Here is a 20069-nt window from a genome sequence, read left to right on the forward strand (position 1 = left end):
CCCACCTGGTCCCACCTGTGTTGCCGTACGGTACGTGCTGACAGGGCGGACGTGGCAACTCTGGCACATCTTCGCAACGCCCGAACGCGGGGGTCCGCTAGGAGGCATTCGCCCACCTCACCGTGGAGATGGTCCGTTTTGCGCGGCATCACCGGTGCGCGCGAATCGCCACTCTTCGGGGGTCCTGCCAGGGTTTTTCCGTGACGCCCGGCTCACCGGTTCGGGGGCGGCCCGTCGACGGGGCGTCCGAGGACGCCGGGCCGCCGCTGCCACGGCCGGGGCCCGGACGGCGGGCGGTAGCCGACGCCCAGGGCGTCGAGTCGCCCGTAGTGGGCCTCCATCCGCCGCTCGAAGCCGGCGAAGTCCCTCTCCCGCGGGGCGGGCAGGGCGCTCCAGGCGACCTCGGCGAAGGCGGCGAGCCGGGGGAAGGCCTGGTAGTCCACGCGCGCGTGATCCTCCATCACCTCGGTCCACAGGTTGGCCTGCGCGCCGAGGACGTGCCGCGCCTCCTCGGGCGTCAACTCCGCGGGAACGGGCTCGAACCGGTAGACGTCCTCCAGGGTGCGCACGTAGCCGATCGGCACGGGCTCGTCCGGGCCGCCGTGCTGCCGGTGGTCGAGGTACACCTGCTGCTCGGGGCACATCACGACGTCGTGCCCGGCCCGCGCGGCGGCGATCCCGCCCGCGTACCCGCGCCAGGACGACACGGCCGCCCCCGGCGCGAGGCCGCCCTCCAGGATCTCGTCCCAGCCGATGAGCCGCCGCCCGCGCGCGGAGAGCCACGCGTCGAAGTGGCCGATGAACCAGGACTGCAGCCGGTCCTCGTCGGCGAGCCCGAGTTCCCTCATGCGGGCCTGCGCGGCCGGCGACTCGCGCCACTGGTCCTTGAGGCATTCGTCGCCTCCGACGTGAACGAACTCCGAGGGGAACAGGTCCAGCACCTCCTCGAAAACCCCCTCGTAGAAGCGCAGGGTGTGGTCGGCGGGGGCGAGGACGTGGGGGCTGATCCCCCAGCTGTCCCACACGGAGAGGGCGCCGCCGGACGCGGCGCCGACGTCGGTGTTGCCGAGTTCCGGATACGCGGCGATCGCGGCCTGCGAGTGGCCGGGGACGTCGATTTCGGGGACGACGGCGATATGCCGCTCGGCGGCGTACGCGACGATCTCCCGGATGTCGTCCTGCGTGTAGAAGCCGCCGTGCGGCTTGTCGTCCCACAGAGGCGAGGCGCGATGGCCGAATTTCGTGCGCGCCCGCCAGGAACCCACCTCGGTCAGCCGGGGATGCCTCTTGATCTCGACGCGCCAGCCCTGGTCGTCCGTCAGATGGAAGTGGAAGACGTTGAGTTTGTGCGCGGCCATCAGATCCAGGTAACGCAGGACGCCTTCCTTGGGCATGAAGTGCCGTGCCACGTCGAGCATGAGGCCGCGCCAGGGGAAGCGCGGGCCGTCCTCGACGGTGATCAGCGGGAGGCGCCAGTCCCGGCCGGGGCGCAGCGGCGCCCGGCGGTAGGCGTCGGGGCCGAGCAGTTGCCGGAAGGTCTGCGCCCCCCAGAAGACGCCGGCCGCGCTTCCGCCCTCGATCAGCCTGTCGGCGCCGCCGAGGGACAGCCGGTAGCCCTCCGGGGGCAGGCGGGGGTCGACGGCCAGCCGGATGCGCTGCTCGCCGTCGCCGTGCGCGGGAAGGGGAAAGCCGGTCGCCGCGCCGATCGTCGCCCGCAGCCAGCGTGCGACGCCCTCGGCGCCGGGCCCCGCCTCGAGCCGTGTCTCCGCGTCCAGGCGGCTGTGGCCGCCGTGGTCCCGGGTGAGGCGCCGGGGCGCCGGAATGAGGTCCGTCACGTCAGTCCTTGACCGCTCCGCCCGGCCCGGAGCCGGGCGTCGCTGTACGAGTACGAAGAACACCGTCGGGGCATCCGGAAACGCCTTCCCGAAGTTTGTCGGACATCCGGATCAAAGGGCGTCGAGAAGACGTCGAGAAGGGGCCGGCAAGGCGCCGGGAAGGCCGGGAAACATGATCGACAAGGCGGTCCGGAAGGGGAACCGGAATCGGGTCGCGGCGGTCTCTGCCGTAGCGGCGGGAAACGCGGCCGCGACGGACGCGAGCACCACGGACGCGGTCACCGCCGCGTCCGCCTCGGCATGGCAGAGGGCGAAGTGACGGCCGAATTCCTTCGGTTCCGACACCGCCCGGAGGAAATCCGGAGAGGGCTTCGACCAGAAGCTCTCCGTGAGCCCGCCGACCGGAGGTCCCCACCGCTTCCGGTCCCCACCCCCTTCGCGACCGTCCGGCCGCCATCCCGCGCACCCGTGCCACGGGGAACGCGCCGGAGGCCCTCGGGGCACGTCGGAACGCGCCCCGAGGGCCTCCGGGAGGTGAGTGGGCTACTTCTTGTCGCCGCCCTTGCCCTTGTCGTCCCCGCCGCCCGCCATGGACTCGAAGATCTCCTTGCACATGGGGCACACGGGGTACTTCTTGGGGTCGCGGCCGGGCACCCAGACCTTGCCGCACAGCGCCACGACGGGCGTCCCGTCCAGGGCGCTCGCCATGATCTTGTCCTTCTGGACGTAGTGGGCGAAGCGCTCGTGGTCCCCGTCGCCGTGCGACACCTGCGGCGTCGGCTCCACGAGGGTCCCCGTCCCAGTGCCTCGCTGGGGCTGGGTCTCAGGCTCAAGAGTGCTCATGGCGCCAAGCGTACTGAAGCCCGGCAGGGATGCTCACGCGCATCAGTTGAGCGAGGCGTCGTCCGGATAGGTGGCCACCATCGCCAGTTCGCTGCGCTGGCGGCGCAGCACCTCGCGCCACAGTCTCTCGGGCGACGGGGAGGAGACGTCGCCGGGCTCGGACTCCACGACGTACCAGGCGCCCTCCACCAGCTCGTCCTCCAGCTGGCCGGGCCCCCAGCCGGCGTATCCGGCGAAGATGCGCAGGGAGCCGAGGGCCGAGGCGAGGAGCTCCGGCGGCGCCTCCAGGTCGACCAGGCCGATCGCTCCGTGCACCCGGCGCCAGCCGAGCGGGGCCCCGTCGACGGCCGGACCGCCCGGGATGACGGCGACCCCGAGGGCGGAGTCCAGGGACACCGGGCCGCCCTGGAAGACGACGCCGGGCTCGCCGGCGAGGTCCGCCCAGTCCTCCAGGATGTCGCCCACGCCCACCGGGGTGGGCCGGTTGAGGACGACGCCGAGGGAGCCCTCCTCGTCGTGGTCGAGGAGGAGCACCACCGCACGGTCGAAGTTCGGGTCCGCCAGGGCGGGCGTTGCCACGAGCAGCCGTCCTGTGAGCGAGGACACCTCGGTCATGCCAGACATGATCCCGCATCTTTCCGCGATGTGGGGAGGCAATGCGGCGGGACGAGGGCGGGGCAGGTCGGGCGCACGGGTGGGTTCCGGGCGCACGGGCCGGAACCGACGGCCGGTGGTGACCCCCTGTGGCCGGCGGTGAACGGTTCGTGTTGTGACACAGCCATGACCTCCCTGGGCCGTCCTCGGGCTTACGGGAGAGGGGGCGACGGCGATTACTCTGTCTCCTCTGGCCCTGCCCCGACCCAACGGCCCTGCCCCAATCCACCATCCATGGAACGCGAGACACATGACCGTCAACGGCTCTGACGACGTACTGGTTGTCCACGGCGGAACCCCGCTCGAGGGCGAGATCCGAGTCCGCGGTGCGAAGAACCTCGTACCCAAGGCCATGGTCGCCGCCCTGCTGGGCAGTGCGCCGAGCCGGCTGCGCAACGTGCCGGACATCCGTGACGTGCGCGTCGTACGCGGCCTGCTGCAACTGCACGGGGTGACGGTCCGTCCGGGCGAGGAGCCCGGCGAGCTGGTGCTCGACCCGACCTACGTCGAGAGCGCCAACGTCGCCGACATCGACGCCCACGCGGGTTCCAGCCGGATCCCGATCCTGTTCTGCGGCCCTCTCCTGCACCGCCTCGGCCACGCCTTCATCCCGGGCCTCGGCGGCTGCGACATCGGCGGACGGCCCATCGACTTCCACTTCGACGTGCTGCGGCAGTTCGGCGCGAAGATCGAGAAGCGGGCGGACGGGCAGTACCTCGAGGCCCCGCAGCGGCTGCGCGGCACGAAGATCCGGCTGCCGTACCCGTCGGTCGGCGCGACCGAGCAGGTGCTGCTGACGGCGGTGCTGGCGGAGGGCGTCACCGAGCTCTCGAACGCGGCGGTGGAGCCGGAGATCGAGGACCTCATCTGCGTGCTGCAGAAGATGGGCGCCATCATCGCGATGGACACCGACCGCACCATTCGCATCACCGGCGTCGACAAGCTCGGCGGCTACAACCACGCCGCGCTGTCGGACCGTCTGGAGGCCGCCTCCTGGGCGTCCGCGGCGCTGGCGACCGAGGGCAACATCTACGTCCGCGGCGCCCAGCAGCGCTCGATGATGACGTTCCTGAACACCTACCGGAAGGTGGGTGGGGCCTTCGAGATCGACGACGAGGGCATCCGCTTCTGGCACCCCGGCGGCCAGCTGAAGTCCATCGCCCTGGAGACGGACGTCCACCCCGGCTTCCAGACGGACTGGCAGCAGCCGCTGGTCGTGGCCCTCACGCAGGCCACGGGGCTGTCGATCATCCACGAGACGGTCTACGAGTCCCGCCTGGGCTTCACCTCGGCGCTCAACCAGATGGGCGCCCACATCCAGCTCTACCGCGAGTGCCTCGGCGGCTCGAACTGCCGCTTCGGGCAGCGCAACTTCCTGCACTCCGCGGTCGTGTCCGGCCCCACCAAGCTCCAGGGCGCCGACCTGGTCATCCCCGACCTCCGCGGCGGCTTCTCGTACCTGATCGCCGCCCTCGCGGCCCAGGGCACCTCCCGGGTCCACGGCATCGACCTGATCAACCGCGGCTACGAGAACTTCATGGAGAAGCTCATGGAGCTGGGCGCGAAGGTCGAGCTCCCTGGCAAGGCACTCGGCTAGAAACCGCCTCCCGGCCCCGGCCACGGGCCCGCGACAGCGCCCTCCGGCCGGGGGCCCGGGGGGGCGCCCCCGGGCAGGCACGGCATGGAGAAGCCCGGGGAGCCGGGCGCGAAGGCCGAGCTCCCGGGCAGGGCGCTGGGCCGGCCACCGCCTCCTGGCAGGGCGCTCGGCCGGTACGTACGACGATGGGGCGGCTCCCGGTGACCGGGAGCCGCCCCATTCGCGTTGCTGAGCCTCGTACGCAGGTCCCGTCGCGTACGTGAGCGCCTACTTGCCCTTGGCGGCTTCCTTGAGCTTGCTGCCCGCGGAGACCTTGACGCTGTAGCCGGCCGGGATCTGGATCGGGTCGCCGGTCTGCGGGTTGCGGGCGGTGCGAGCGGCACGGTGGGTGCGCTCGAAGGTCAGGAAGCCGGGGATGGTGACCTTCTCGTCGCCCTTGGAGACGATGTCGCCGACGACCTCGGCGAACGCGGCCAGCACTGCGTCGGCGTCCTTGCGGGTCACCTCGGCGCGGTCGGCCAGCGCGGCCACCAGCTCACTGCGGTTCATGTTGTTACTCCCGTGTTCTTCTTGCCGTTGAGGCGTGCCACGCGGCGGAGCCGCATGTGGGGCACAGCGAAGTCGTTGTGCTCGCGCCCAGAGACGCATCCTGCCCCTACCTGCGGCGGGAAAGCCAATCCGGCACCCGCACGGAGGCGTGGGACAACCCATGTGTGTCACACGAAGGCGTGCCAGGCCGCAACCCTAGAGGGCCGCTCACGGCGCGAGGTTCCGCGACGCGCCGTCGCGGGGGCCGTCGTGGCGATCCTCACAGCCCTCGCAGCCCCCGCACGCCATGACACCGAGCCTACGAGGCCGACGCGCCCGCCGCCTTCGCAGCCTCGCGCACCGCGCCCGCCACCGCGCCCGCGACCTTGTCGTTGAAGACGCTCGGGATGATGTAGTTCGGGTTGAGCTCGTCGTCGCTCACGACGTCCGCCAGGGCCTTCGCGGCCGCCAGCATCATCTCGGTGTTGACCGTCCGGGACTGCGCGTCCAGCAGACCGCGGAAGACGCCCGGGAAGACCAGGACGTTGTTGATCTGGTTGGGGAAGTCGGAGCGGCCGGTGGCGACCACCGCGGCCGTCAGACGGGCCACCGCCGGGTCGACCTCGGGGTCCGGATTCGCGAGCGCGAACACGATCGCGCCCTCCGCCATGGCGGCCACGTCATCGCCGTCGAGGACGTTCGGGGCGGAGACGCCGATGAAGACGTCCGCGCCGCGCACGGCCTCCTTCAGGGTGCCGGTGAGGCCCTCGGGGTTGGTGTTGTCGGCGATCCAGCGCAGCGCCGAGTCCGGGGCCGCGTGGACGAGGTCCTCGCGGTCGGCGTGCACCACGCCGTGGATGTCGGCGACGACGGCGTTCTTCACGCCGGCCGCCAGCAGCAGCTTGAGGATGGCCGTGCCGGCCGCGCCCGCGCCGGACATCACGACCCGCACGTCCCCGATGCCCTTGCCCACGACACGCAGGGCGTTCGTGAGGGAGGCGAGGACGACGATCGCGGTGCCGTGCTGGTCGTCGTGGAAGACCGGGATGTCCAGGGCCTCGCGCAGCCGGGCCTCGATCTCGAAGCAACGCGGCGCGGAGATGTCCTCCAGGTTGATGCCGGCGAAGCCCGGCGCGATGGCCTTGACGATCTCGACGATCGCGTCGGTGTCCTGGGTGTCCAGGCACAGCGGCCAGGCGTCGATGCCGGCGAACCGCTTGAAGAGGGCCGCCTTGCCCTCCATGACGGGCAGCGCGGCCTTCGGGCCGATGTTGCCCAGGCCCAGCACGGCCGAACCGTCCGTCACGACCGCAACGGAGTTGCGCTTGATGGTGAGGCGGCGGGCGTCCTCGGGGTTCTCGGCGATCGCCATGCAGACGCGGGCCACACCCGGCGTGTAGATCATCGAGAGGTCGTCACGGTTGCGGATGGGGTGCTTGGACTGCATCTCGATCTTGCCGCCGAGGTGCATCAGGAACGTACGGTCGGAGACCTTGCCGAGCGTGACGCCCTCGATGAGGCGGAGCTGCTCGACGATCTCGTCGGCGTGCGCGGTCGAGGTCGCCGCGATGGTGACGTCGATGCGAAGCTTCTCGTGGCCGGACGCCGTGACGTCGAGGCCGGTCACCGAGCCTCCGTGGGACTCGACGGCTCCGGTGAGCTGGGAGACCGCGGTTCCGCTCGCGGGCACCTCCAGCCGGACCGTCATCGAGTAGGAGACGCTGGGCGCCGTTGCCATGGCCGACTTCCTCTGCACTGCTGGGTCGCGGGTTTGCCGTCCGATCGTCGCACCTACCGACGAGTACGTGAAAGCCGCGCCTAATTGCGATCGTTTTGTTCTCGGCGACCCCGGGAGCGCGGCCCCCGTGACCCGGGGGACGGCGCATGGAAGAGGCCCACATCACAGGATGATGTGGGCCTCTCCGACGTTCATGACACCGACCCGCCATGCTCGCCTCGCGGCAAGTGGTCGCTCGTAGCGACGAAGGTTGGGCCCGGGGGCTTGGATCGAGCCGGTGTCACGACCAGGCTAACAAACGGATGCCCGAAGACCATTCCCGTCCGCGGAGTTCACAGGAATCAGTCGGATTCCTCACTCCCTGAGAAGGTCGGGCACCGCGTTCGCGTCCGGCTCGTCCCGGTCCCCCGACACCACCGTGAGCTGCTGGGTGGCCCGGGTCAGCGCCACGTACAGCACCCGCAGGCCGGCCGGGGACTCGTCGGCGATCTCCGCGGGCGAGACGACGACCGTGGCGTCGTACTCCAGGCCCTTGGCCTCCAGGCTGCCGAGGGCCACCACGCGGTCGCCGAGGCCGGCGAGCCAGCGTCTGGCCTCCTCGCGGCGGTTCATGGCGACCACGACGCCGATGGTGCCGTCGACCCGCTCCAGGAGGCGTTCGGCCTCCGCGCGGACAGTGGCGCTCAGCGTGTCGCCGACCCCCGTGCCGTGCCTTCCGTCCGCGGCCACGAACCGGGGCACGACACCCGTCGACCTGACCGCCGACGGGGACTCGGCGCCGGGCATGGCCAGGGCCAGCACCCTGGCGGCCAGTTCGGCGATCTCGGCCGGGTTGCGGTAGTTCACGGTCAGCTGGAAGCGCCGGCGGGGGCGGGTGCCGAGGGCCTCGTCGCGGGCCTCGGCGGCCTCGTCGGGGTCCGACCAGGAGGACTGGGCCGGGTCGCCGACGACCGTCCAGGTGGCGTGCCGGCCGCGCCGGCCGACCATGCGCCACTGCATCGGGGTGAGGTCCTGCGCCTCGTCGACGATGACGTGGGCGTACTCGGTGCGCTCCTGGGCGAGCCGCTCGGCGCGCTCGCGCTGGGACTCCTCGCGCACCGGCATCAGCTCCTCCAGGCCGGTGAGCTGGTCCAGCGGGTCGAGCTCGCGTCTCTTGCGGGGGCGGGCCGGGACGCCGAGGATCGCCTGGAGCTCGTCGAGCATGGCGATGTCGTGCACGGACAGCCCGTCCCGCCTGAGGGAGCGGGCGACCTTGCGGACCTCTCCGGGGTTGAGGATGCGGCGGGCCCAGCGGCCGAGCCGCCGCTCGTCGGCCATGGCCCGCAGCACGGTCTGCGGGGTCAGCTCGGGCCACCACGCGTCGAGGAAGGCGATGAAGGAGTCCTCGCCGGTCACGTCCTCGTCGAAGGAGGAGCGCAGTTCGGCGGCGAGCTCGGGGTCGGTGTGCCGGCCGGCCGCGCCGGAGCGCTCCCACAGGGCGTCCAGGAGGAGCTTGCGGGCGCGGGGGCGCAGCAGGTTCACCGGGGCGGTGCCGCTGAGGGCGCTCTGGCGGACCCGGTCCAGGTCGGCGGCCTCCAGCTCCAGCCTGCGGCCGAAGGCGACGACGCGCAGCCGGGTGGGCGTCCCCGGGGTCGCGGGGGTCGCGGGGGTCTCGTCGGGCTCGCCGAAGGACAGCTGGGCCGCGGCCGCGCCCCGGCCGCCGTCGCCGCCGCTCTCCAGGGCTCCGCGCGCCGCCTTGCGCAGCACCTTCAGCATCCGGTGCGACCCCTTGGCCCGGGCCACCGCCGGGGAGTCGTACAGGGTGGCCTCGGCGCCGTCGACGAGGGAGCCGATGGCGCGGATGGCGACCTGGCCCTCCTCGCCCAGGGAGGGCAGGACGCCCTCGGTGTACGCCACGAGCAGGGGCGTGGGCGAGACGATCAGGATGCCGCCCGCGTACCGGCGCCGGTCCTGGTAGAGCAGGTAGGCGGCCCGGTGCAGGGCGACGGCGGTCTTGCCGGTGCCGGGGCCGCCCTCGACGTAGGTGACGGAGGCGGCGGGGGCGCGGATGACCAGGTCCTGCTCGGCCTGGATGGAGGCGACGATGTCGCGCATGGTGTGGCTGCGGGCCTGCCCGAGGGCGGCCATGAGGGCGCCGTCGCCGATGACCGGCAGTTCCTCGCCGCCGAGGAAGGCCCTCAGCTCGGGGCGCATCAGGTCGTCCTCGACGCCGAGGACGCGCCGGCCCTTGGAGCGGATGACGCGACGGCGGACGACGCGCCCCGGGTCGACCGGGGTGGACCGGTAGAAGGGGGCGGCCGCGGGCGCCCGCCAGTCGATGACCAGCGGCGCGTAGTCGGAGTCGAGGACGCCGATACGGCCGATGTGGAGCGTCTCGGCGATGTCGGCGGTGTTGTCGGGGCGGACGGACCCCTCGGCGGGCTCCACGGCGGTGTAGGCGCCGTCCGGGCCCTTCTTGCCGTCCCTGCCGAGGAGCAGATCGATCCGCCCGAACAGGAAGTCCTCGAACTCGTTGTTGAGCCGGTTGAGGTGGACGCCCGCGCGGAAGACCTGCGCGTCCCGCTCGGCGAGCGCTCCGGGCGTGCCGACCTGGCCGCGCTGGGCCGCGTCGTTCATGAGGAACTCCGCCTCGTGGATCTTCTCCTCGAGGCGGCGGTACACCCGGTCGAGGTGTTCCTGTTCGACGCTGATCTCTCGGTCCCGCACCGAATCCGGTGCGATTTCCTCAACCGATCCGACCGCGGTCTCCTGCTGTGCCTGAGCGGCCACCGGGCCCCCTTCTGACGTGCTGGGCAGCCGTCAACCGTACGCGAAGGGGGCCCGCGAAGCCATGCGAAGCTACGCGTCGATCTGGACGAGCTTCTTGCCGTCGAAGGTCATGACCTCGAAGTGGTCGATCTCGTTGGTCTTGAAGGCCGCGCCACCCACGACGTAGAGCGGGTTCTTGGCCTGTTCGGTCTTGGCGTTCGGCAGGCCGTAGCCCCACTCCGGGACCGACCAGGAGGAGACGGTCTCCCGCTCGCCGTTCTTGCCGACGGCGATGAGCGAGCACTTCTCCGGACCCGCCACGTTCTTCAGCTCGACGCCGACCTCCGTGCCCCACGCCTTCTCGCCCATGGCGACGGTCGCCGAGACCTTGGAGGCGGAGTCGGTCGCGGAGACCCGGTCGGAGAGCGTGTCGAACGTCGTCTTGGCGGAGTTGGCGGACTTGGTGGAGCCGGCCTGGACGTCCTTGGTCCCGCTGTCGCCGCCGGTCGCCGCGAGCACGGTGAGCGGGCCGCCGATGATCAGTGCGGCCGCGGCGGCCACCAGGAAGAACGAGCGGCGGCGCTTCTGCGCGCGGCGCTCGGACACCTCGTCGACCAGCCGTTCCGCCAGCCGCGGGCTGGGGCGGGCGGACAGGGAGTCGCCGATCGCGGGCGTGCCGGTGCCCGGCAGGTCCGCGAGGGCGGCCAGCATGGGCTCCATCCCGGCCAGCTCGTCGAGCTGCTGGGCGCACCACTCGCAGCCGGCGAGGTGCATCTCGAAGGCGGTCGCCTCGGCGTCGTCGAGGATGCCGAGGGCGTAGGCGCCGACGGTCTCGTGTTCGCTCGGGCTCGGAGATCCCACTGACCCCTGCATGGGACCAGACATACCCGAACCACCTGCTCCGAATCCCCCGTAACCGCTCATCACGCCGTCACCCCCCGCTCTTCCAGAGCCAGCTTCATCGACCGCAGGGCGTAGAACACCCGGGAGCGCACGGTGCCGCTGGGTATGCCCAGCGTCTCGGCCGCCTCGTTGACGGTACGCCCCTTGAAGTACGTCTCGACGAGCACCTCCCGGTGGGCCGGGGTCAGGTCGTCGAGCGCGTCGGACAGCGTCATCAGCCACAGCGCCTTGTCGATCTCGTCCTCCGCAGGAATGACCTCCAGCGGCGACGGGTCGACCTCCTGCGGCCGGGCCTGCCGGCTGCGGTGGCCGTCGATGACGATGCGGCGTGCGACCGTCACCAGCCAGGGGCGTACCGATCCGGTCGCTCGATTGAGCTGACCGGCGTTCTTCCAGGCACGGATGAGCGTCTCCTGCACGACGTCCTCGGCACGCTGCCGATCTCCGGCAACCAGGCGCAGGACATACGCAAGCAGGGGTCCGGCATGCTCCCGATACAGAGCACGCATCAGCTCCTCGTCAGGTTCCGAGGGCTGGGACATGCGATGTCGGGCCCTCGATCCACGTTCATTGGCCACGGCCGCATCCTTGCGCACGCCCACCTCCGGTGTCCGGGGGTTCCCCCAGTCGGTCGCTCGACGACGGGTACGCAGGCGGGGGGTTGAGTGTTCAAACCGAGGGGACACTTTTCTTCGTGGTGTCATGACGAGGGGGACATGGGGGCACATTCCCACCTTCTTTTCTTTACATTTCCGCCACACCGACAAGATCGCGCGGCCTGCCCGGCGACCGGCGAGGGTAAACGGCGTGTAATCGAAATCACTTCGACAGTTGCACTCCGCCGCCTGCCCGAAAGCCGCATACCGGGCAGCGTGGTGACGTGGTGACACTCTGTCAACTGCGTGCGAGCGCCGCCCTCCGACGGTGCCGGGCCACCCGTTCCCGGTTCCCGCAGACCTCGCTGGAACACCAGCGACGACGCCGCCCCCGGGACATGTCGACGTACACGATGGGGCAGTTGTCCCCCTCGCACTGCCGCAGCCCCGCCCGGGAGACCGGATCGGTGAGCAGCTCCACCGCGTCACGGGCCACGGCGGCCAGCAGTGCCGCGCATCCCGGCGGCCGGTCCAACGCCCGCACGAGCGCACCGTCTTCGCCGCGCACCGCACGAGGGGCCGGGGGCGCGGGCCGGGCCGCGTCGTTCACCCGGGCCAGGGCGCCGTCGTACGGGCCGACCGTGCTGTACGGCCCGGCGCCGTTCTGGGCGAGCCAGCCGTGCACCAACCGGCCCACGTTGCGGCGCAGTTCCCGGAACGCAGGCGGCCAGGCGGCGTCGGCGTGGGTGAGCGGGGTCTCCGGCGGGACCAGCCCTGAGCCGTGGATCCACGCGCACAACGGCCCGACGGAGTCGAGCCGTTCGAGGGGGTGTGCGGTCGCGAGCAGGTCGAGACAGATCCGTCCGGCATCGAACCGCAGCTCGTCCATGTGCGCGTCACCGCCAACCGAGGAGCACCACCGAGGAACCCGTTCCTCTCACAGTGCCCGGCCCGGGGCGCAACCGGAACCCCCCGGGCCGTGCGGCGCGGGCCGATGCGTCACGGCGCGGCCCCGGGCGTCACGGTCACCGGCCGCACGGGCCGCGGGCAACGGCGCCGGCGCGTGCGCCGACGCCGGGCAACCCGCCTACGCGTCCGCGTACTTCGCGTCCGAGGCGGGGTCCAGCGCCAGCCGGTATCCCCGCTTCACCACGGTCTGGATCAGTTTGGGCGCGCCGAGGGCGGTCCGCAGCCGGGCCATCGCCGTCTCGACGGCGTGCTCGTCGCGGCCCGAGCCCGGCAGCGCCCGCAGCAGGTCGGACCGCGGCACCACCCAGCCCGGCCGCCGGGACAGCGCCCGCAGCAACGACATGCCCGCCGGCGGCACCGGCCTGAGACACCCGTCCACCAGCACCGCGTGCCCCCGGATCTCCACCCGGTGCCCGGCGACCGGCAGCGCCCGCGCCCGCCCCGGCAGCTCCTGGCACAGCAACTGCACGAGGGGCCCGAGCCGGAAGCGCTCCGGCTGGACGGTGTCCACGCCCCGCGCCTGCAGCGGCAGCGCGGTGACCGGGCCGACGCAGGCCGGAAGCACGTCGTGGTGCAGGGCGTTGAGCAACTCGGACAGCAGCCCGCGCTGTTCGGCGCGCGAGAACAGCGAGGCGGCCGCGGGCGCGCTGGTGAAGGTGATCGCGTCCAGTCCGCGCGAGACGGCGGCGTCCAGGAGCCGGTCGAGCGGCGCGATGTCCTCCGGCGGCATCCACCGGTACACGGGCACCCCCACGACCTCCGCGCCCGCGGCCCGCAGCGACTCCACGAAACCCGGCAGCGGCTCGCCGTGCAGCTGGACGGCGACCCGGCGGCCGTCGACCCCCTCCTCCAGGAGCCGGTCGAGGACCTCGGCCATCGACTCGCTGGACGGCGACCAGTCCTCCGTCAGCCCCGCGGCCCGTACGGCTCCCTTGACCTTGGGTCCGCGGGCCAGCAGTTCCACCCCGCCGAGCCGGGCGAGCAACTGCTCCCCGAGGCCCCAGCCGTCGGCGGCCTCGACCCAGCCGCGGAAGCCGATGGCCGTGGTGGCGACCACCACGTCCGGCGCCTGGTCGATGAGGTCCTTGGTGGCGGCGAGAAGCTCGCCGTCGTCGGCGAGCGGCACGATCCGCAGGGCGGGCGCGTGCAGCACCGCCCCACCGCGCCGCTGAAGCAGCGCGCCGAGCTCCTCGGCCCGGCGCGCGGCCGTCACGCCCACGGTGAAGCCCGCCAGGGGTCCGTGTTCGACGGATCCCTCGGGGCCGGTGGCCGGTTGCTGCTGTTCCTCGTACATAGCTCTCGTCCCGCTCGAGTCATGTTCACACCTACATGCCGACGAGCCTGTCAACGGTGCGTGACAGGCTCGGTTCGGCTTCATGTCGCCAGTGTTACGTCACACCTCGGCATAGCTGAGCTGCGGCTTCGCCTCGGAGGCCGAGCTCGTTGCCGTCACGCGCCCCGCCGGGCGGCGAAGGTATACGGCCCAGGTGACCGCGAAGCAGGCCGCGTAGAAGGCGAGGAAGGCGACGAAGGCGCCGGTTCCGGAGCCGTAGGAGAGGAACGACTGACGGAAGGCCAGGTTGATGCCGACGCCGCCGAGCGCGCCGACCGCGCCGATCAGTCCCATGGAGGCGCCGGACAGCCGGCGGCCGTACGCGGCGGCCGCCTCGCCCTCCAGGCCCTTGGCGACGGCCTTCGCCTGGAAGATGCCCGGGATCATCTTGTACGTCGACCCGTTGCCGAGGCCGCTGAGCACGAAGAGCACCACGAAGGCGGTGACGAAGAGCGGCAGCGACTTCTGCATGCTGGCGAAGACCAGGACGGCGGTGGCCGCGGCCATGCCGACGTAGTTGTAGAGGGTGATCTTCGCGCCGCCGTACTTGTCGGCCAGCCAGCCGCCCACCGGACGGATCAGCGAGCCGAGCAGCGGGCCGATGAAGGTGAGGTAGGCCGCCTGCAGGGGCGTCCGGCCGAACTGGTTGGTCAGGACCTGTCCGAAGGCGAAGCTGTAGCCGATGAACGACCCGAACGTGCCGACGTAGAGGAAGGACATGATCCAGGTGTGCGCGTCCTTCGCGGAGTCGATCGCGGCGCCGGTGTCGTTCTTCACGGAGGCCAGGTTGTCCATGTACAGCGCGGCGAGGGTCGCGGCGATGACGATCAGCGGGATGTAGATGCCGAGCAGCACGCGCGGCCCGCCGCTCGCCCCGATGACGGCGAGGCCCATCAGCTGGAGGACCGGCACGCCGATGTTGCCGCCGCCCGCGTTGAGTCCGAGCGCCCACCCCTTCTTCCGGAGGGGGAAGAAGGCGTTGATGTTGGTCATGGAGGAGGCGAAGTTGCCGCCGCCGATGCCCGCGACCAGCCCGACCAGCAGGAACGTGTTGAAGGAGGTCCCCGGCTCCATGACCGAGAACGCGGCGACGGTGGGGATCAGCAGCAGGCCGGCGGAGATGATCGTCCAGTTCCGCCCGCCGAAGATCGCGACGGCGAAGGTGTAGGGCACTCGCACGACCGCCCCGACCAGCGTCACCATCGACGTCAGCAGGAACTTGTCGGCCGGGGTGAGGCCGTACTCCGGGCCCATGAAGAGCACCAGCACGGACCACATCGTCCAGATCGAGAAGCCGATGTGCTCGGAGAGGACGGAGAAGACGAGGTTACGGCGGGCGATCTTCTCGCCCTTCTCGTTCCAGAAGGCCTCGTTCTCCGGGTCCCACTCCTCGATCCAGCGACTCCCCTTCTTGGCGGGGGACGGGGGTGCGGGGGCTGTACTCGGGGCTGTCATGACGCCTCCACGTGCTCCGGGCTCGGGTGGTTCGGGGGGATGAGCGGTGATGAGTCCCGAAGGTAGGGAGGGCGCGTTTCCGGGCTGTGGCTGTGGGTGACCGGAAAGGAACGTTGCTCTCACCTTGCGCGGACGCCCGGTGAGAGGTTGCGGTGAGCGCTCAGCTGTGGGGCGGCTGCCCGTGGGGGTGAGGAGGCTGCGGCGGGTACGGGGCCGGGGGCTGCTGCGGGTACGGCTGGGGCTGGGCCTGAGGGTACGACTGGGGGTACGTCTGCTGGGGGTACGTCTGCTGCTGGGGCTGGGGGTACTGCTGGGGCTGTGGGTACTGCTGCTGGGGATACGGCTGCTGCTGTCCGTACGGCGACGGCTGGGGCTGCGCGTAAGGTCCGGGCTGCGGGTGGGGCTGCTGCTGCGGGTGGCCGTAGCCGCCGCCCCCGCCCGCCTGGGCCGCGCCATGGGGTCCGTACGGGCCGGGGGCCTGGGACGGGAAGCCGCCGCCGAAGGGGTTCTGGCCGTGTCCGGCCGCCCCGGCCGCCGGCAGGTACCGCACGCGCCCGCTCTCGTCGGTCACCGGGACGAACCCGGCGGCCCCCAGACGGGCGGCGGCCTTGGCGTTGCGGCGGCGGTTGACTGCGAAGCCGATGCCGAAGACGCCCATCAGGACGACCCAGGTGACGGCGGCGGCGACGAAGTCGGTGCCCGTGCCGCCGAGCCGTATACCGAGGATCGCGCAGCCCGCGGTGGCGCCCAGCGCGCCGTACCCCATGCGCTTCTCGGCGTGTCTGCCCGTGAGGTCGAAGGTGATGCGGGTCTTGAGGAGTTCGAAGGCGTCCGGGGCCAGGGGCGGCAGGGACACGCCGTCGTGGGCGTTCGGGTACTGCGCCCAGTTCTGCGCGGCACGCGCGCGTGCCTGTGGAGCGGGGTCGGGGACGATCAGCATCCTCAGCGCGCTGCCCCGCGAGCCGCCGCCCTGCCGGACGTCCGCGTACTCGTAGCCGAACTGCTCGGCCAGGGAGGCGAGTCGGGCCAGCTTCTTCACCGAGGCCATGGGGCTGGTGAGCTCGACGGGCCCGCCTCCCGCCATCGCCCGCAGCATCTTCTGCACCTGCCGCTTGCTCATCGGCACTCATCTCCCCCACCGGCCGGACCACCGGCCCACTGTTCACTTGCGCAACGCCGGGCAGTCTTCCACACGCCCGCGGCCCCTGTACGAGGCGGCCGATCCGCTTGACCTGGCCTTCACGACCCCGAGCGGCCTCAAGCACGGCCCCGGGCTGCCTCGAACACGGCCCCGGGCACGGCCCCGGGCACGACAGGGGCGCGGCCTACCGGCCGCGCCCCTGCGTCTGTTCGTCGAGCGCCGTCCTGCACAGGCGCGGTACGCCCCCTCAGGCCCGGTGCGCCCCGGTCCGGCCGTCCGGCCACAGGCGGGGCCTGCGGCGGGCCGCCAGGTCCTCGACCCAGCCGAAACAGACGACGCACACCGCGGTGAGGAGCCAGATGACCGGCAGTTGCGGCCATGGACTCTGCAGGATCCACGGTGCGTCGGCCTCCAGCCACGCGACGCCCCACAGGCGGTCCCACATCGCCTCGACGACTCCGATGCACACGTTGTGCCACAAGTAGATCGTCACGGCACGGGAGTTGAGCAGGGTGACGAGCCGGTCCCAACGGCGCAGCCGGGCCGGCCACTCGGTCCAGGACGGGCTGATGTGCAGGAGCAGCAGGACCGCCGCGAACGACCACAGCGACTGGGCGAACGGCATGTCGTCCAGGTCGTGTCCCTCCCGCAGGTCGTGGCCGAGGGCGTACCAGAGGCCGATCCCCGCGATCGCCGGGGCCAGCGAAGGGACGACGTAGCGGGGCAGCCTGCGCAGGATCCCCTCCTGGTGCGCCATGCCCAGCAGCCAGCACGCGCCGAACGCGCCGAAGTCGCTGAGGTTGGACTCCAGGCGCCAGCCGGGCACCGGCAGCGCGCCGAACTCCAGGGTCGCCGACAGCGCGATCGGCGCGAGGACCGTCGGCCAGGAAAACCGGCGCAGGGCGCGCAGCAGCAGCGGGGAGAGCAGGACGAACCAGAGGTAGGCGCGGATGTACCACAGGGGCACGCCCAGATCGACGGCCCAGTCGTCGCCGATCAGCCCGTGCACGCCGGGCAGGCCCTCGCCGTAGGGCGGGTCGCTGAGCGGCAGGATCCAGAAGGCGAGGTGGAGCCACCACCAGCCGGGGTGCCCCTCGTCGTCGGGACTCCAGCCCCCCGCCAGCATGCCCGTCACGCCGACCGCGCCCAGCAGCCACAGCGGGGGCAGCAGCCGGCGCAGACGTCCACGGGCGACTTCCAGCGCGGGCCGTCGGGCCAGCGAGCGGGCCATGAGGTTGCCGGCGAGCGCGAACATCACGCCCATGGAGGGGAAGACGACGGGCAGCCAGGCCCAGCCCATCAGGTGGTAGAAGACGACACGGAAGAGGGCGATGGCGCGCAGGAGGTCGAAGTAGCGGTCGCGTCCGCCGCCCTGCTTCCTTCCGCTCGCCTCCCCCGGCCCCCGGCCGGCCGTGACCTCGCTGCCCGGGGCCTCGTCTGCCGGGGCCTCGTCTGCCGGAGCCTCGTGTGCCTGGGCCCGGTTTGCCGGGGCCCCGCTGCTGCCCGGGTCCCGCTGCTGCGCGCTCTCCTGCGCCGGGCCGGCGCCTCGGGTCGGCGGTCCGGGCAGCTCGGGCAGCTCGGCAGTGGTCTCCGTGGGGTGGGTGCTCATCAGGCCGTTCCTCCTTCCAGGGTCGCCGCCGGCGCGCCCGGCGGGGCCGCCACCTGCCCCTTGCGGCGCAGCTTCTGCCAGCGCAGCCGGCCGCCGGTGAGGGCGGTGATCCAGGACTGGAGCAGGACGATGTACATCAGCTGGCGGTACAGCAGCTGCTGGAGCGGGAGGGAGATGAGCGGGGTGAGTCGTTCACGGTCCAGGACGAAGGCGTAGGCCGCGCAGCCCGCCTGGACGGCGAGGACGCCGAACCAGGCGGCGATCGTCTTGCCGGTCGGGCCGAAGAGCAGGCCGTAGACGAGGAAGAGGTCGATGAGCGGGGCGAGGAGCGGCGCGACGACCATGAAGAGGGAGACCAGGGGGAGGCCGACGCGGCCGAAGCGGCCCGACGGCCCGCTCTCGACGAGGGCGCGGCGGTGCTTCCAGATGGCCTGCATCGTCCCGTAGCACCAGCGGTAGCGCTGGGACCACAGCTGCTGGACGGACTCCGGGGCCTCGGTCCAGGCGCGCGCCTTCTCCGCGTACACGACGTGCCAGCCGTCGCGGTGGATGGCCATGGTGATGTCGGTGTCCTCGGCGAGGGTGTCGTCGCTCATCCCGCCGACGCGGTCGAGCGCGCTGCGGCGGAACGCCCCCACGGCCCCCGGGATGGTGGGCATGCAGCGCAGGACGTCGTACATCCGGCGGTCGAGGTTGAAGCCCATCACGTACTCGATGTGCTGCCAGGCGCCGATGAGGGTGTCCTTGTTGCCGACCTTGGCGTTGCCGGCGACCGCGCCGACCTTCGGGTCGGCGAAGGGCTGGACGAGCTCGCGGACCGTGGACGGCTCGAAGACGGTGTCGCCGTCCATCATCACGATGAGGTCGTGCCGGGCGTTGGCGATGCCCCGGTTGAGCGCGGCGGGCTTGCCCGCGTTGAGCTGGCGGACGACGCGCACGCCGGGCAGTTTCAGGTCCTCGACGATGCGGGCCGTGCCGTCGCTGGAGCCGTCGTCGATGACGAGGATCTCGATCGGGTGCTCGCTCTTCATCAGCGAACGCACCGTGTTCTCGATGCACTTGGCCTCGTTGTAGGCCGGGACGAGCACGGACGCCGGCTCGGTGACCGGCGCGTCGGGGCCCCAGACGAACCCCTTGCGGCGGGTACGGCGGGTGTGGATCGCGGAGAGCAGCAGCATCAGGCCGAAGCGGGCGAAGACGAGGACGCCGATGACGGCCAGACCGACGACCAGGACGGCGGTGATGTCGTCGGAGGCCTCGACCAGGAAGACCCAGGCCCTGCCCTTCCACAGCTCGATCCCGGTGACCGGGGTGTGCGCGCTGGGCGCCTGCAGGGCCCCGGTGAGGTTCTCGAACGTGTAACCCTCGGCCTGCAGTTGCGGGAGGTAGGCGTCGAGGGCTTGGACGGTCTGGTGGCGGTCGCCGCCGGAGTCGTGCATGAGGACGATCGCGCCCTTGCCGTCCTGCGGCGTGGAGTTGCGGATGATCTCGCGCACGCCCGGCCGGCGCCAGTCCTCGCTGTCCGCGGTGGTGAAGACGGTGAGGTATCCGCGTGTGCCGACGAACTGGGTGACCGGCCACGACGCGTCGTCTAGGGCGTCCGTGCTGGAGGAGTAGGGCGGCCGGAAGAGGGAGGTCCGGATGCCCGCCGCGCCCGCCAGCGCCAGTTGGTTCTGGGTGAGTTCCCAGTCGATGCGCTTCTCGGACTGGTAGGAGAGATCGGGGTGGTTGAAGGTGTGCAGCCCGATCTCGTGCCCCTCGTCGACCATCCGCCGGACCAGGTCGGGGTAGCGGGAGGCCATGGTGCCGGTGATGAAGAAGACGGCGTGCACGTGGTGCTTCTTCAGGACGTCGAGGACCTCGGGGGTCCACTTCGGGTCGGGTCCGTCGTCGAAGGTGAGCACGATCCTGTGGTCCGGCACCTCGAGGCTGGTCCGCTGTCCGCCGCGGGTGTCGACGACCGGGCCGCCGTCGAGGATCTCCTCCGGCACCTTGTCGGAGGCGGCTTCGGGGCGGATGCGGTAGTCGGCGAGGATCTCGCTGTGCACGTAGCCGCGCAGCATCAGCATCGCCATCATCGCGAAGAGCACGAGCAGCGGCAGCAGATGGCGCAGCCGGAG

The 20069-nt window shown here is 71.7% G+C and carries 16 protein-coding genes; 1 reads left to right on the forward strand and 15 read right to left on the reverse strand.

Annotated elements, in window-relative coordinates:
- Window positions 1–212 precede the first annotated feature (212 nt).
- The 4 genes from ACZ7DE_RS35900 to ACZ7DE_RS35915 all read right to left on the reverse strand — a co-directional run bounded on the left by ACZ7DE_RS35900 (window position 213) and on the right by ACZ7DE_RS35915 (window position 3293).
- Window positions 213–1835, reverse strand: a complete 1623-nt coding sequence (locus ACZ7DE_RS35900) for a beta-N-acetylhexosaminidase (RefSeq protein ID WP_470768595.1) — start codon at window positions 1833–1835, stop codon at window positions 213–215.
- A 111-nt stretch (window positions 1836–1946) separates the two neighbouring features.
- Entirely contained in the window at window positions 1947–2180 is a 234-nt protein-coding gene (locus ACZ7DE_RS35905; RefSeq protein ID WP_470768596.1) for a hypothetical protein, read from the reverse strand.
- A 198-nt stretch (window positions 2181–2378) separates the two neighbouring features.
- Entirely contained in the window at window positions 2379–2678 is a 300-nt protein-coding gene (locus ACZ7DE_RS35910; RefSeq protein ID WP_069773379.1) for a DUF3039 domain-containing protein, read from the reverse strand.
- Between the two features lie 42 nt (window positions 2679–2720).
- Complete coding sequence (locus ACZ7DE_RS35915) at window positions 2721–3293, reverse strand: YqgE/AlgH family protein (RefSeq protein ID WP_470768597.1); 573 nt, start codon at window positions 3291–3293, stop codon at window positions 2721–2723.
- A 289-nt stretch (window positions 3294–3582) separates the two neighbouring features.
- On the opposite strand from ACZ7DE_RS35915, the gene murA reads away from it, so the two are divergent.
- Window positions 3583–4929 carry a UDP-N-acetylglucosamine 1-carboxyvinyltransferase gene (gene murA, locus ACZ7DE_RS35920; RefSeq protein ID WP_470768598.1) on the forward strand — a complete coding sequence of 449 codons (1347 nt, stop codon included), beginning with the start codon at window positions 3583–3585 and terminating at the stop codon, window positions 4927–4929.
- Window positions 4930–5196: 267 nt separating this feature from the next.
- On the opposite strand, the gene ACZ7DE_RS35925 is transcribed toward murA, so the two are convergent.
- From ACZ7DE_RS35925 to ACZ7DE_RS35975, 11 genes are all read right to left on the reverse strand, one after another.
- The gene (locus ACZ7DE_RS35925; protein WP_004000874.1) at window positions 5197–5478 is read right to left on the reverse strand and encodes an HU family DNA-binding protein; all 282 of its coding nucleotides are present in this window, start codon (window positions 5476–5478) and stop codon (window positions 5197–5199) included.
- A 298-nt stretch (window positions 5479–5776) separates the two neighbouring features.
- Entirely contained in the window at window positions 5777–7195 is a 1419-nt protein-coding gene (locus ACZ7DE_RS35930) for an NAD-dependent malic enzyme (RefSeq protein ID WP_470768599.1), read from the reverse strand.
- 354 nt (window positions 7196–7549) lie between these two features.
- Entirely contained in the window at window positions 7550–9964 is a 2415-nt protein-coding gene (locus ACZ7DE_RS35935; protein ID WP_470768600.1) for a HelD family protein, read from the reverse strand.
- Window positions 9965–10033: 69 nt separating this feature from the next.
- Complete coding sequence (locus ACZ7DE_RS35940) at window positions 10034–10816, reverse strand: anti-sigma factor family protein (RefSeq protein WP_470768601.1); 783 nt, start codon at window positions 10814–10816, stop codon at window positions 10034–10036.
- A 50-nt stretch (window positions 10817–10866) separates the two neighbouring features.
- Complete coding sequence (locus ACZ7DE_RS35945) at window positions 10867–11388, reverse strand: sigma-70 family RNA polymerase sigma factor (protein WP_010039908.1); 522 nt, start codon at window positions 11386–11388, stop codon at window positions 10867–10869.
- A gap of 352 nt (window positions 11389–11740) precedes the next feature.
- Window positions 11741–12331: a CGNR zinc finger domain-containing protein gene (locus ACZ7DE_RS35950; protein ID WP_470768602.1), complete on the reverse strand. Its 591-nt coding sequence runs from the start codon at window positions 12329–12331 to the stop codon at window positions 11741–11743.
- Window positions 12332–12529: 198 nt separating this feature from the next.
- Window positions 12530–13705 (reverse strand): uroporphyrinogen-III synthase, encoded by a 1176-nt coding sequence (locus tag ACZ7DE_RS35955; protein WP_470768603.1) that lies wholly within the window; start codon window positions 13703–13705, stop codon window positions 12530–12532.
- A 99-nt stretch (window positions 13706–13804) separates the two neighbouring features.
- The gene (locus ACZ7DE_RS35960) at window positions 13805–15199 is read right to left on the reverse strand and encodes a nitrate/nitrite transporter (protein ID WP_470768604.1); all 1395 of its coding nucleotides are present in this window, start codon (window positions 15197–15199) and stop codon (window positions 13805–13807) included.
- A 160-nt stretch (window positions 15200–15359) separates the two neighbouring features.
- Window positions 15360–16319, reverse strand: a complete 960-nt coding sequence (locus ACZ7DE_RS35965) for a hypothetical protein (RefSeq protein ID WP_470768605.1) — start codon at window positions 16317–16319, stop codon at window positions 15360–15362.
- A gap of 268 nt (window positions 16320–16587) precedes the next feature.
- Window positions 16588–17949, reverse strand: a complete 1362-nt coding sequence (locus tag ACZ7DE_RS35970; RefSeq protein ID WP_470768606.1) for an acyltransferase family protein — start codon at window positions 17947–17949, stop codon at window positions 16588–16590.
- Window positions 17949–20027 carry a bifunctional polysaccharide deacetylase/glycosyltransferase family 2 protein gene (locus ACZ7DE_RS35975; protein ID WP_470768657.1) on the reverse strand — a complete coding sequence of 693 codons (2079 nt, stop codon included), beginning with the start codon at window positions 20025–20027 and terminating at the stop codon, window positions 17949–17951. Before ACZ7DE_RS35975 ends, ACZ7DE_RS35970 begins: the two co-directional genes overlap by 1 nt.
- Window positions 20028–20069 lie beyond the last annotated feature (42 nt).

It is taken from the genome of Streptomyces sp. NPDC037083 (assembly GCF_055606485.1).